The sequence below is a fragment of the Paenibacillus plantiphilus genome (assembly GCF_927798095.1).
In the GTDB taxonomy this organism is placed as follows: Bacteria; Bacillota; Bacilli; order Paenibacillales; family Paenibacillaceae; genus Paenibacillus_Z; species Paenibacillus_Z plantiphilus.
On record NZ_CAKMMF010000022.1, the window covers coordinates 48,656 to 62,143 of the forward strand.

Sequence of the window (13,488 nt, forward strand, 5' to 3'; positions counted from 1 at the left end):
TGATATCCACTAGACGTTTATACAATGGAAGAAGTTGCAAAGTTGGCGAGAGGCTGAAGGATAAAACAACTCCGAATGCAAACTGGTTAGCAACTGAAAAGCAACTTGAAGCGCAGCTGAGGCAGTAACTCCATTTCGCCTCTTTTCGGTGTATTCCCAAGGCATGCTTCCTGATTCTCCAAGTGGTATGACTATAATAAAAGGACCGTCAGGGAAGGGGCGGGGGGGGCATCCTGACGGTCCTTTTGGATTTGGAGAATAGATGCAACTCAACTTCGCACTCTAGTACACCTCTTTAATACTCGAAACACATCTCATTCACTCATTCGGGCCAGGCTGTAAAACGATTTTTCCCGCTTATACGAAGGATCACCCGCTTTCTGGCAGCTGTAAGCGGTTTTTGTCCGCTTATCGTCTCCACCGCAGCCCCATTCACTCGCTCGCTCGCGCTGTAAGACGATTTCTCCTGCTTAAACAACCGGTCGCGTTCCTTGCAGCAGCTTTAAGCAGGATTTGTCCGCTTACAGTAGTCTCCGGCATCGACGCCTCGCACTCCACGCATAACATGACAACCTTCGTACACGAACAGCTTGAGTCCATTCTTTGGATTCCCACAGTCCACTCTCTCTTGATTAGGGTAGCAATTTTATACTTTCTGAAGAGTTAAAAAACCGCCTGAGCCCGAATTCGTTAGAATTCAGCCCAGACGGCAATTGGATCATTTTCATTGATTTCATTGATTTCATTGATTTCATTGATTTCATTGATTTCATTGATTTCATTGATTTCATTGATTTCATTGATTTCATTGGATCAACCGATTCAATTTGCATCCCGAAAGATTTCAATGGATCAATCGCATCCATTTGCATCATACAGAATTTTAATGCTCGGTCCAGCTCTCCAGATAAGTTTTCTGCTCTTCAGTCAGCTTATCGATGCCGATGCCAAGCGATTCCAGCTTGAAGCGAGCTACTTGCTCATCAAGTGCATAGGGAACGTTGACAACTGTACCGCCAAGCGCTTTGTAATTATCGTTCACATATTTGAGAGACATCGCCTGAAGCGCAAAAGTCATATCCATAATCTCTGCCGGATGTCCGTCCCCAGCAGCCAGGTTAACAAGACGCCCTTCCGCCAGCAGGTAGATGCTGCGTCCATCCTTCAACTTGTACTCTTCGATATTGCGACGCACGACGCGCTTCTCAGCTGTAAGCGCATCCAGCTCCGGCTTGTTCACTTCGATATCAAAGTGGCCTGCATTGGACAGAATTGCACCGTTTTTCATCACTTCATAATGCTCGCCACGGATAACGTCGCGATTGCCGGTTACTGTTACGAAAATATCGCCAACCTTGGCTGCTTCAATCATCGGCAGCACGGTGTAGCCATCCATATAGGCTTCTACCGCTCTAATGCCGTCAATTTCGGTCACGACAACGTTCGCGCCAAGACCCTTGGCACGCATCGCAACCCCTTTGCCGCACCAGCCGTAGCCGACAACAACAACCGTCTTGCCCGCTGCCACAAGGTTCGTCGTCCGATTAATGCCATCCCATACGGATTGACCTGTACCGTAACGATTATCGAACAAATATTTGCAGAATGCATCATTAACTGCAACCATCGGGAATTTGAGTTCCCCGTCCTTCTCCATTGCTTTCAGACGCAGAATGCCTGTCGTCGTTTCTTCCGCTCCTCCGCGCACCTGAGTCATCAAGTCCTGACGCTCCGCATGCAGAATAGAGATCAGATCGCCGCCGTCGTCAATAATGAGGTCGGGCTTCGTTTCGAGCGTCTTAATAAGAAGCTCCTTGTATTCCTTCGGCTCCGGGTTATATTTGGCGAATACTGTAATGCCATCCTCTACGAGCGCCGCGCATACATCATCCTGTGTGGACAATGGATTGCTGCCTGTAATGGTAACCTCCGCTCCTCCCGCCTGCACTACTTTAGCCAGATAAGCGGTTTTTGCCTCTAAGTGAAGAGAAATTGCAACCTTCAGTCCTTTAAAAGGCTGCTCCTGCTCGAATTGCTCACGAATCCGGTTCAATACCGGCATATGCGCCGCAACCCATTCAATTTTCAAATGACCTTCCGGCGCAAGCGCCAGGTCAGTAACAATACTTGTTTCCTTAGCATGAATACTCATCATCCAACAACCCTTCTATAGATAGATTAATCGATGGCCTCCGCGAATATCGAAGGGAGCCTCCAGCAACCGCTGCAGCCACGCTCTTCCATATCGATTCCAATACACCGCCGCATTGACAGTCCGCTCCTGCGGCTTGCCTTCCGGCCAGAGTGACAGAGCAATGCGATCCAGCTGTCTGAGGCCTGCGTTGAAACGTATAGCATGAGCCTCCTTCGTATGCGATTCAAGGAATGCAATCTGCTCTAGAATCTTTGCCTTATTTCTTTGGCCAAGATCGGATAATCCTGCCTGCACAGATGATACCATCTCAAGCAGCGGTTCGTAAAGATCTGCGAATTTCTCCTTTGCTTCAGCAAACCGACTTTCAATATGAAATTCATCCTGTTTCAACAGCCATGCTTCTCTAATCGCGGAGAATCGGCATGCGACATCCTCGAAGGTCAGACCGTATTTCATCATATGCTTCGCCACCGTACCTTCAACAAAGGTAAATGACATGCGAGGCACAACAATCGGCATCTGCATATGCAGAGCGCGGAATGCTTCGGCGGTCAATGCCCAGTAGGCGATCTCGCCAGGACCCAGCACAGTTGCAAGCACAGGCAGCACATAGTCCTGCATAAGCGGCCGTGTCAGCACATTGTTGCTCAGTCGCTCAGGGGCCGATTCTGCAATGGCAAGCAGCTCGTCCTTCGTCCAGGAGACCGTCCCTCTGCGATTCTCGAAGCGGCCGTCCCGCTTGAAGAGCAAGGTTCGCTCGCCTTCCGCGTCATTCCGATCAATACCATCCTGCGCCCCGCGGTAAATGAATAAATTAGCGCCTCCCGGCACAACCTCCGCTTGCTGCGAATAGCCGCATTCCTGAACCGCCTGCGCACCTCTCAGATAGGCATCCTCAAGCTTATCATTATGCTGAATCAACGCTTTGAACATCGGAGCTTCCAGACGTCTCAGATCAGGATCATCGGCATCCAGCAGCACGAGGCCTTGCGCGCCGAACAGCCATCCCATTATGTGAGCGAACCAGTCGGACAATGATTGTGATTGCTTCGCATACAGCGTCAGCCGCTCAAGCAGCTCCGGCTTGAACGCCGTATCCTCAAGCGCAGCGCTCAACTGCGCGATAGCCGCAGCCATGCATTCCTGAGTCAGGACTGTCTGGCTTACAGATCGTCTAGCCCCTTCAGGACGGTCTATTGCGATTCTGTCCATCCCATAATCCCGAGCCAGAAGCAATGCATGATTGACTTCATCCCAATCATGATCCTCACCGGCAATCCAGAAGACCGGCACAACCGTCTCCCCATGCTTTCGCGACGCTTCCTCTGCCGCGCGTATAATCGATACTGCTTTATGTATAACCAGAAGCGGGCCTGTCCACAGTCCAGCCTGCTGTCCACCGACGATAACCGGCGCGCCACCTGCGAGCGCCTCAATGCTTTGGGCTACAGCGGGACTCCAGTTAAACCGCTTATTATATTCCTTCAGCGTGCGGGCCAGCTTGTCCGGCGACACACGAGAATCAGCTTGCTCTCTCAACCACTGAAGCCTGCGCTTCCAGTCGCCCTCCGCTTCGGGATGGCTTCCGAATATCGAATCCAAACGGACGTCGGAACGCTTGATGTATGCTTCCGTCAGTGGCTGGCCGATTGGCAGCTGAACAGATTCAGTTTCCATGTGCAGCCTCAACCTCTCTATCTTTTCCGTCTGCTATTGATTGTACACAACGACAGCCGCACCGTCAAAAAAAATCGCCCCCCTTAAAGGGAGGCAAGAGCCCGCACGATCACACCTCTAGACGGTAAACAGACTGCTGCCAATTCCAATACACATAAGTAGTATGTAAAAGACGCCCATCAGAAAAAATCCCATCCGCCAAATCGCGCGCGCAACCCGCTTCATATCTACATTGCCCTTCGAGCGATACTGCACATTGCCAAGCAATCCTCCGCCCAGCAGCATGATGAGAATGATGCCATACAGCCCGAACGAGCTGTCAAAAATACGATTAAACAGGACGGCGACACAGCCGATCAGAAGCACTGTCGTTACATCCATTGCCAAACGGAACGCTTTCTTGCGATCTCCAGAATAGGCCCCATATCCGAAATAAATAAGTAGAAAAGGAACGATCGGAATGACGGCCAGAGATGCATAGACATGTTTGATACTCTCCCAAATCAATTGCATGACGGTCCGCCCCTCTTTCGATTCAGTTCAATGTTAGCGCTTTTACTATTGTGATCAGTGCATCATTAAGCGGTGTCTTGAGACCATGCTCTCTAGCAATCGTGGCAATGCCTCCGTTGATGGAATCAATTTCGGTCATCCGACCGGATTTCACATCCGCAAGCATGGAGGATTCATTCCGCGCCGTTCGTCTGCAGACGGTAAGAAGCCGTTCCCAAGCATCCCCGTCTCCATTCATGCCTCCAGCAATCAGTGCCGCTTCACTTTCAGCGTGAAGGGCGGCCATGAGCTGTCTTCGGCCGGGATCGGCTGGCAGTTCTCCGTTCGTTACTCCGAAAATGGCCGACAATGGATTGATGACAGCATTTATCAGCAATTTTTGGTAGACACGATTAACCATCTCATTCGACATCAAGCCTTCAATTCCTGCCGCTTCGAGTATATCCAACAACATTTTTTGCGTTGCCAACGTCTCTGCAGCCGCTTGCTGCCACATTCCGAATACGAGTTCCCCTGCCCCGGTATGCCTTACCGCCGCTTCATTCGTGCGGAGCGCGCCCTCTGTTGAAATCGCGGCATAAAGCTGTGTTTCCGGGAGCGCTTCCCGAAGTCTCTCCATATGGCCAATGCCGTTCTGCAAGCATAGAACTGAAGCGCCGCCGGAGCCTAGCCTTGCAAGGGCGGTCAACAAATCATCGGTGAGATGCGTTTGCTTGACGGTTAGCCAGATCCAATCCTCTGATTCTGCGACTTCCCTGAGCTCTGCAATCGGCTTCGCCTGTACAGGAACAGCATGCTTTGCTCCTGAACCATATGCCTCGAATAAAATGCCTTTACGGCCCAGCGCTTCTGCTTGCGCAGCTGTTCGTGTCAGCATCGTAACGTTCACAGAGGCGCGTGCGAGCCGGGAAGCGTACATAAGCCCGATTGCTCCTGCCCCAACTATCCATATTCGCAATTGTGAATCTTCCCTTCCTCTAGCGCTTCTGCCTCCATGTTACCAGACTTTACAACACACTTCGAGGCGTTACAGCCTTCCTCAGCCTGGTAAAAAACATGGGGCCGTCACATTAAGTAGCAATCTACTTAATGGACGACCCCATGCAGTGCGTGCCGCAACGTTATTCAATGCGTTCCAAATTACCGTTCGCATCCATTTTGAAGCGAGGCTTCGCCTCGTCCTCTTCTGTCAATACTGTTAATCTGCGCGCCCGATCCATAATCTGAATGAGTGTCTTGTAGTCATCATTAACAGTACGATAATCCGTTTGGACACTGTTGACCTCAAGTGAAAGCTTCGCATTCTGTTCCCTGAGCGTATATAATTCTTCTTCCCTCTCGCGAAGCTCCCGTTCAAGCGTCTTGATCTGCCTATACAAATCCTGAGAAGTGCCTTTCCATTGACGGAGGAAACGAATAACCGTATCAATGGAGAACGATTCTTCCGTTATAGGCTCGCTCTTGTAAGTCCGCTCTTCCGCATCCATCGTACCGACCGATGATACATGAGGAGCTGCGACATACGCTTGCTTCTTCATATAATTACGTTTCTGCCGCTGCTGCTTCGCTATTTGTATAGCATCTTCATAACGCTTGCGGACACAGCTGTTCCAGCGAAATCCGCATGCGGCGGAAGTCCGCGCGATCTTCTCTCCTACTTCTTCGAAAGCGGCAAGCTGTGTGCTGCCTTCCCGAATATGGCGGAGAGTCACCTCCGCCAGGATGAGATCATCATCCGGGCTCCAAGCATCTTGTCTGACTGCTGTCATGCAACCATAACCTCCCAACATTAGGCGCTTACTTTATCTCTATGCACTTGGTAGAGTTCATAGAATCTATCGGATACTAATTTGTATATCCATTTTTTTAATGGCTCATACATGTTTTGATGACAATTGATGCAAACTTGAAATATGGCTCTGAAACTCGTCAAAAAGTTTGTCATTTCGTCACGATTGTTGGGTTTACAGTCGTTACCGTAAACGTTATAATTGGCAATAGTAATCGGGTCGAAACTGAAGAAGGGGGATGAAACCATGGCACGCATGTTTCGGGTGCTCGGCTTTTGGACGCTAGTTATTGCTCTTATGTCGTTTGCCGGCGGCATGACTGAGATGGCGATCTTGTTCTTTGCCCAGACAGTCGCATTTGTCTTGTTAGGGTATTTGAACTTTTCCGAAAGAACCTACATCCTAATGTTCTGGGGTTATATGGTGTTATCATTTGTTGGCTTCACATATTGGTCCGTTTTTGTAATGGGCAACCCATTCTAAATACCACATATTACAGCCAAACACACAAAGGGCTGTTTCAGGGGACAAGCTACCTGAAACAGCCCTTTTTCCTTATCTCCGATCATTTGCGCAGCACCATAACCTTGAATGTCTCACTCATTCCGTCCCCTAGAAGCAACTGGCGGATGGCTCTGTTCCGCCGTGCGATCTCACCGAAGGGATTGCTCCCATCATGCGGCATAAGATCGTCCAGAACCCCCTGATCCAGTAGAAATTGCCGCTGCGTGCCGTAATATTCAACTCTCCATCCTGCAGATAGCGCCGCTCGTTCACATGCTGTGAAATTGACATGCGCGGTAATATCCTGCTCGCCGATTGAAACGAACGGGTCCTCGTGAGCAATATGATTCCGATAACACATCAGAGTGCCCCTCATCCGATAGGGAGCGGCAAGCTCCTTTGCAGAATGTCCGTAGTCAATTAGAATAACTGCGCCTTCATTGATCCCCTCGCCAAGCTGAGCGATCCAATCCTCGGCTGCCAGATTAACCTCCACCTCTTGTCCATCCCTCAGCTCAATTCCATCCCGATGCAATGAATTACAAATTCTCTCCGTTGAAAGCGGCATATATACGTAGCGGAAGCAGCTTGACGCATCCCCCTCGTGCTCATAGCAGACGCCAAGCTCCCACAACTGTCCTTCCTTCATCACAACGCGATGAACAGGAAATGCATCCAGCAGCTCGTTGGCAAGCACGATCATAGGCTTGCTGCTGACCCAGCCATCGGCATTGGCCTCCTCGGGAGTCATGAAACGCAGCTTCCAGACCCCTTCATCCTGCTGCTCATCATCAAATGACTTTCTCGCCTCTTCCAAATGGACCGGATCGCCATCCACAAGCGTGTAGGTCATATCTCCTCGATCTCTCCATGATACCCCCTGCTTGCGCCACGCATTCAAAATTTGCCGGGATAGCCTGCCTGTGCCTGCACCCCATTCCGATACATCCCCATAGCCATTATACGATTCCAGAAGGCCAGTAATATAAGATGCGAGCTTATCGCCCAATACGTTGCCAATACCGGAGCTCGTATAGAAATCGCCTGACTTGCCTATTCGCACCGCACCCGAGCGGTAATAACCGCTCTCCAAGTCATAGAGACACATAGCCATATATTTATGAAAGCTGATGCATGAGACGGTTCTCTTGCTTCCGAGCGGATCTATGTACCAGCCAGCAAATTCGGACAGCTCTATCCGGCTCCTGATCCGTTCCACAAGAGCTTCTGTGCCGCTCACCATAAAAACGCCTCCCAAGCAAGGACAAAATTCCCTTTTCAAGATATAATAGATTGATTGCATACATATAGTAGTCCATACAACAAGAGATGAAGGGGGAGCCGTTGTGAAAGAAATAATACGCCGCCAGACGCTGTCTTGCGCGGTAATCGCACTTGCAGTCTGGCTGACCATCTTCCCCGTCCTCGCCCAATCTCCCGAAGATGAAGAGGTAAGACAAATATTAGAGAAAAGCCTTTCTTTAGTTGAGCTGGACAAAGAAATTGATCGAATAGCCGAACAGCAGCAGCTGGTTGCGGCACGGATGAAACAGTCCAATGAAGAGCTTGTGCAGCAGGAACAGGTCATCGACACACAGCGCGATGATGTCGGCCGAGTGCTTCGCTCCTATTATACCGGTGACCGGAATGTGCTTATAAACGCGCTGTTCTCGGCTCATTCCCTTCGGGATTTTTTCACCATGATGGACTATGTTAACATTATCTTTTCTAATGATCACAATACATTGAACAGCTATTTGAAACAATACCAGGACATAAAAAAAGTCATCAAGGAGCTGGGAGAGCAATCCCGGCAGCTTGATGAGGTCGAGACTCGGTTAAGCGCGCAGCGGCAGCGCGTTCTTGCCCTGCAGCTGGATGTAGATGACAAGCTGAGCGGACGATCAGATGCAGACAGGCTGCATCTGATGATCGAAGAGCTTACAGGCTTCTGGAAGAATGTCGGTCTCTACGAGGTGAAGCGCTACTTCAAGGCTCTTGCCGGTGCGATGAAGGAGATGCCAAGCTGGGTTCAGGGCAATAAAGACATGCTCGAAATCAACGGCTTCAACTACACACTAACGGTGCAAGAAGCGGAACTTAATGCATTTCTGCGCGAGCAGAATGAGCTGTTCAACAATTTCGCCTTTCAATTCAAGCAGGATACCGTTACCGTTACAGGCCAGCGGGATGGGCTGGAGGTGACGATATCCGGTCATTACACCGTAGAGGAAGAGCCCCAGAACGGAATTCGGTTCCATGTCGATGAACTCATATTCAACGGGCTTGCCTTGCCGGATACGACGAAGCAGTCGCTAGAGAAGGAATTCGATCTTGGCTTCTATCCTGGAAAGATCGTTAACTTTCTCAAGACCAAATCTGTCGTCATCGAAGAGGGCAAGCTAATCGTCAAGCTCTCCATTAGTCTATAGCCCCTTCTGCGGCGTCTTCACGGCGCCGCTTTCTTCCCTCTTGTCCATTCCACTCCCTGATTAAGTACTCAGCCTGCTCCGCATTGGAGAGCCCAAGCATAGGACTGCTCCACAGCTGCTGCCATTTCTTCCACCGTTCCGACCACAAGGGGTCAGGTCTAAACACGGGCTGCTGCAACGGCTCCACAATCCAATTAGGCGGACGACTTACAATCGGTTTCGATACATATTCCTTTGTATAGACAGAATGTCTTGTCGGAAGCTTGCCGAGCTCACCGTAACGATCTAATTGACGGGAAGACGTCGTCATAATATTGATCCATTGACGTGAACGCTGCAATTGGCTCGTCTGAGACATGACGACAAAGCTTCTTCCCCCATCCCAGGAAAATGAAGGAACACCTGAAACTACATTCATCCCGTTCAGCTCCTCGCCAGACAACTGCTTATACTGCGACCAAGGCATAACAGCCGAGAGCAGATTGCCGTCTCGGAACTGTTGAAGAAGCTCCGCCTTCTCATGACCCGGATCAAGACTCGAAGACTCCATCAGCGCAAATCTGATCTGCGCCTTCATAACGTCGTTGAACAGAGACAGATTAGCCGATTCTGCAATAGAACCCGTGAAAGCACCCAGCCAGGCTGCCATATGCGCAGCGCTGCCTGTGTGCATATTGACCGCTTTCAACGAAGGATTCGACTTACTCATCCCGGTGAACAAGGAATGAAAGCCCTCCCAAGTTGCAGGAGGCTTCTGCCCGACAATATTCAGCAGCTCCTGGTTCCAGACCATCACAATCGGATCGCTGTCCACTGGCACTCCCCAAATCGATCCATTCCAAAGAAGCGGTTCTGTTAGCGCTTTCAAATGGTCGACGAGCGAGTCTCTTGCATACAGATCATCCATCGGCAGCAGGAAGCCATTCACCGCGAACTCCTGTACCAGATGATTATCCATTACTATAATATCAAATGACCCGCCCAACTGAGCTGATTGCAGCCAGGACTCATATGCTTCGTCTTTATTGAAATTGGTTAGTTCAACTTCCAAATCGGGATATTCATTCCCGATCTCTATATTGACTCTTTCCCAATACTGAAATTCGCGATCATCCATAGAGACAGCAACTTGAATCGGTGCAGCTTCATCATGGACATTATCAAGCCTCTGCGGCTGATATTCATATGGAATACCCTCCAAGGTCGCCTTCATTGAACCAGAGCTGCCAAGCATCTGGACAAGCAGCACACCGCATATCGTGAACAGGGCCATTAGAAACAGCATGTATTTCCTGCGTGCCACCTTTCCCTTCCTTTCCAACTTTTGACCTAATATCCATTGTAGCAAGAAAGCGCTGTCTTGTCGCCTGTCATTTGGGAAGCTCATTGCTTCCCCCGCCTTCTTCCGTCATAATGAACGGTAACAAGGATAAGGTGGGAGAACGCCGCATGCAACCACTGTACAGCGTTGAGCTTCATTTGCCGGACGACAAGCTGCCGGGCTATTACGCGCAAATTGTAAAAGGAATTGCAAATACCGTAACAGTTGTCGATCGGGACAAAACACTGTTGTTCGTGAAAAGCGCCGCAGACGCCGATGCGGTCGAAACCTTCGCAGAGCGCTACCGGGTCGAGTGTGACCGAGGAATCTGGCTGCAATTGGATGGTGCTTGGAAGCTAAGCGACCGGCTGTTCACGGACTATGGACTGCAAACTCGCTTCGGCAATCATTATCTCGATCTTGCACTCGCCGCTATCGTCGCGATATCTGCTGAGGGTCCTGAGTCCGATCTGCCCTCGGCACTGCTGCAGGCAGAGGAGCATGCAATTGCAGCCGCACAATCGCAAGAAGACGGCCAGCAGCTGCTTGCTGTTGACCGTCATCAGATTGAGCTTATTCAAGGCATAGCCCGTGCGTACAAGTGCAAGTGTCATTCTGTCCTATAATGCTACAGCAAATCAGCGGCCAATTGGGCGAGCTTGGAGCGCTCTCCCTTCTCAAGCGTCATATGGCCGCTTATGCCCTCCTGCTTGAACCGCTCTACAATATGCGTAAGACCGTTGCTTATGGCATCCAGATACGGATGGTCAATCTGCTCCGGATCGCCCATGAGCACGATTTTGCTGCCCTCTCCAACCCGCGAGACGATTGTTTTCACTTCATGCCGGGTCAGATTCTGCGCTTCATCAATGATAATAAACTGCCCTGGTATCGAACGGCCGCGAATATAGGTCAGAGCCTCCACCTGTATACTGCCAAGTCCCATTAATATTTTATCGATGTCACCAGATTTCTTCGTATCGAACAGAAACTCCAGATTGTCATAGATCGGCTGCATCCAAGGCCTTAGCTTCTCTTCCTTCTCACCCGGCAAATATCCGATATCCTTGCCCATAGGAACAACTGGCCTGGCAATAAGCAGCTTCTTGTACTTATGCTCATCCTCGACCTTCATAAGGCCGGCTGCCAGCGCCAGCAGCGTCTTGCCTGTTCCTGCCTTGCCTGTCAGCGTTACGAGCGGTATATCGTCGTTTAGAAGCAGCTCAAGCGCCATTCTCTGCTGTGCGTTGCGGGCCGTAATGCCCCAGATAGGATCATTGCTCAAATAAAGCGGCTCCAATTTCGTTCCGTCTCCGCTAACCTTGAGCAGAGCAGATTTGGACGTGCCCATCTCATCGCGCAGAATAACAAATTCATTCGGATAAAGCACAGTCGCAAGATTCATATTTTTAACGGTCAAAAACCGATACGTATAAAATTCATCTATGATGGCCGGATGGACAAACAGCGTCAAATAACCAGCATACACCTCTGAAGGAACGACCGCCCGGTCCGACAAGTAATCCTGAGCGCTCAAGCCGAGCACATCAGCCTTGATTCGAACAAGCACATCCTTGCTGACGATGACGACCGGTCTGGGCGCCTCCTTCTCCTGCTCCTCCAGATGATAATTCAAAGCTACGGCGAGAATCCGGTTGTCGTTAGACATTTCCCCGAACATTTCCTGCAGCCGCACGAAGCTTCGATGGTTGAGCTCCACCTTCAGCAGCCCCCCATTATCCAGCTCAATTCCTTCATGGAGGCGTCCGCTTTCACGCATATGATCAAGCAGTCTGGAAACAGAGCGCGCATTGCGCCCCAATTCGTCGGCCAGCCTTTTCTTCGAATCAATCTCTTCCAACACCACTGCGGGGATAATAATTTCATTATCGTCAAATGCTGTTATCGCTTGCGGGTCATGTAAGAGCACATTCGTATCGAGTACAAATATTTTCTTCATCTTAATCCCTCCTGGCGCTGGAATTTCGTTTCAAAGGCATACATAGTGAAACCCGCTTAGGGCAACCTATACTCGAACAGACAATGCGATAAGGAAAGGTCAGGTGGCCATAATGCGCAAGCGGCTAGTATCGGCTGTTGTCCTTTGCTTGCTGGCGACAGGCTGCGGTACTGTCGCTCGCAATGAGACATCACCCTCTCCACAGAATGATGAGCGTGTGCGCGCGCAGCAGAGCGCTCCACGCAAGGAAACCATTAAAGACTCGAAGAAGGTCGCCGCTCATCTGGAATCATTGGCGCTGCATGTTCCCGGCGTAAAGAGCGCACATTGTGTTGTGTTCCAGAATACCGCAATTGTCGGTATTAATGTCAATGGCACTTTGGAACGCTCGCGAGTGGGTACAATCAAATATGCGGTTGCTGAAGCACTGCGCAAGGATCCCTATGGCATTAATGCGCTGGTAACTGCAGATATTGATTTGTCCAATCGATTGCAGGAGGTTCGCAAGGACTTTCAGCGCGGCCGTCCAATTAGCGGATTCGCTGAGGAGATGGCTGATATCATCGGACGTATCGTTCCTCAGATGCCGCGTGATACGAAACCTAGAACCGAACCGCGATCCAAATAAGTTTTTGTAAAGGCGAGAACCCCATAAGATCACAAAAAGCCTAGTGAATATTCACTAGGCTTTCTTCATGGCGGCAAACACTTGGCCGTCCAGTTTCTCAGCGGCTCGCTTGTCGTATGTTTTCTCATACTGAGGCAATGTGGACAAGCGAGCGCCGTAGAACATCGCATCGCGGACAACATCAATCTCAATGTCGTAGCATACCAGTTTGAAGGGTACGTCCTGAAGCGCGTCTGTAACGAGCTTGGCCCTGCCGTAAATCGTTTGTACGGTTCCAGGCGCAAACACAGTAACACTTACTCCTGCATGAGCAGACATATTCGCGCTGAGCCTCGAACGGCCGTCAATCGCGAAACGGAGTGTCGAGTCATTAGGCGCATAAACCCATGAAATAGCGCTCGACGTTGGCGAGCTGCTGTCCACATCGGTCGTATGCAATAGAACGAACGATTCCTTCTGTAATTGACTGAATAAATCTTCGGACAGTGTCGTGACGGGTTCGGTCATT

At 50.1% G+C, this 13,488-nt stretch carries 13 protein-coding genes; 4 read left to right on the top strand and 9 right to left on the bottom strand.

What is annotated here, in order from left to right; all coding sequences use genetic code 11:
* Positions 1-883: 883 nt before the first annotated feature.
* The 5 genes from L6H65_RS18240 to L6H65_RS18260 form a co-directional block, all read right to left on the bottom strand.
* The gene (locus tag L6H65_RS18240) at positions 884-2,152 is read right to left on the bottom strand and encodes an adenosylhomocysteinase (RefSeq protein ID WP_236344143.1); all 1,269 of its coding nucleotides are present in this window, start codon (positions 2,150-2,152) and stop codon (positions 884-886) included.
* A gap of 15 nt (positions 2,153-2,167) precedes the next feature.
* Positions 2,168-3,832 (bottom strand): bacillithiol biosynthesis cysteine-adding enzyme BshC, encoded by a 1,665-nt coding sequence (gene bshC / locus L6H65_RS18245; RefSeq protein WP_236344089.1) that lies wholly within the window; start codon positions 3,830-3,832, stop codon positions 2,168-2,170.
* A 117-nt stretch (positions 3,833-3,949) separates the two neighbouring features.
* On the bottom strand, positions 3,950-4,345 hold the full coding sequence (locus L6H65_RS18250) for a DUF3397 domain-containing protein (protein ID WP_236344090.1): 396 nt from the start codon (positions 4,343-4,345) through the stop codon (positions 3,950-3,952).
* A gap of 22 nt (positions 4,346-4,367) precedes the next feature.
* Complete coding sequence (locus L6H65_RS18255) at positions 4,368-5,303, bottom strand: ketopantoate reductase family protein (protein ID WP_236344091.1); 936 nt, start codon at positions 5,301-5,303, stop codon at positions 4,368-4,370.
* A gap of 163 nt (positions 5,304-5,466) precedes the next feature.
* The gene (locus L6H65_RS18260) at positions 5,467-6,114 is read right to left on the bottom strand and encodes an RsfA family transcriptional regulator (protein WP_236344092.1); all 648 of its coding nucleotides are present in this window, start codon (positions 6,112-6,114) and stop codon (positions 5,467-5,469) included.
* Positions 6,115-6,381: 267 nt separating this feature from the next.
* Between L6H65_RS18260 and L6H65_RS18265 the strand changes: the two genes are divergently transcribed.
* The gene (locus L6H65_RS18265) at positions 6,382-6,618 is read left to right on the top strand and encodes a DUF2626 domain-containing protein (RefSeq protein WP_236344093.1); all 237 of its coding nucleotides are present in this window, start codon (positions 6,382-6,384) and stop codon (positions 6,616-6,618) included.
* Positions 6,619-6,700: 82 nt separating this feature from the next.
* Here the strand turns inward: L6H65_RS18265 and L6H65_RS18270 are convergent, their stop codons facing one another.
* Positions 6,701-7,882, bottom strand: coding sequence for a class I SAM-dependent methyltransferase (locus tag L6H65_RS18270; RefSeq protein WP_236344094.1), 1,182 nt, complete (start codon positions 7,880-7,882; stop codon positions 6,701-6,703).
* A 103-nt stretch (positions 7,883-7,985) separates the two neighbouring features.
* On the opposite strand from L6H65_RS18270, the gene L6H65_RS18275 reads away from it, so the two are divergent.
* The gene (locus L6H65_RS18275) at positions 7,986-9,071 is read left to right on the top strand and encodes a coiled-coil domain-containing protein (protein WP_236344095.1); all 1,086 of its coding nucleotides are present in this window, start codon (positions 7,986-7,988) and stop codon (positions 9,069-9,071) included.
* Here L6H65_RS18275 and L6H65_RS18280 read toward each other — a convergent pair.
* The gene (locus tag L6H65_RS18280; RefSeq protein WP_236344096.1) at positions 9,061-10,374 is read right to left on the bottom strand and encodes an extracellular solute-binding protein; all 1,314 of its coding nucleotides are present in this window, start codon (positions 10,372-10,374) and stop codon (positions 9,061-9,063) included. The two genes, L6H65_RS18275 and L6H65_RS18280, sit on opposite strands and share 11 nt — an antisense overlap.
* A gap of 146 nt (positions 10,375-10,520) precedes the next feature.
* Here L6H65_RS18280 and L6H65_RS18285 point away from each other — a divergent pair, with 146 nt between their 5' ends.
* The gene (locus L6H65_RS18285; protein ID WP_236344097.1) at positions 10,521-11,018 is read left to right on the top strand and encodes a hypothetical protein; all 498 of its coding nucleotides are present in this window, start codon (positions 10,521-10,523) and stop codon (positions 11,016-11,018) included.
* Between the two features lie 2 nt (positions 11,019-11,020).
* On the opposite strand, the gene L6H65_RS18290 is transcribed toward L6H65_RS18285, so the two are convergent.
* Complete coding sequence (locus L6H65_RS18290) at positions 11,021-12,352, bottom strand: PhoH family protein (RefSeq protein WP_236344098.1); 1,332 nt, start codon at positions 12,350-12,352, stop codon at positions 11,021-11,023.
* A 112-nt stretch (positions 12,353-12,464) separates the two neighbouring features.
* Between L6H65_RS18290 and L6H65_RS18295 the strand changes: the two genes are divergently transcribed.
* Positions 12,465-12,980 carry a YhcN/YlaJ family sporulation lipoprotein gene (locus tag L6H65_RS18295; protein WP_236344099.1) on the top strand — a complete coding sequence of 172 codons (516 nt, stop codon included), beginning with the start codon at positions 12,465-12,467 and terminating at the stop codon, positions 12,978-12,980.
* A gap of 54 nt (positions 12,981-13,034) precedes the next feature.
* Here the strand turns inward: L6H65_RS18295 and L6H65_RS18300 are convergent, their stop codons facing one another.
* Positions 13,035-13,487 carry a PNPOx family protein gene (locus L6H65_RS18300; RefSeq protein ID WP_236344100.1) on the bottom strand — a complete coding sequence of 151 codons (453 nt, stop codon included), beginning with the start codon at positions 13,485-13,487 and terminating at the stop codon, positions 13,035-13,037.
* Between the last annotated feature and the right edge of the window lies 1 nt (position 13,488).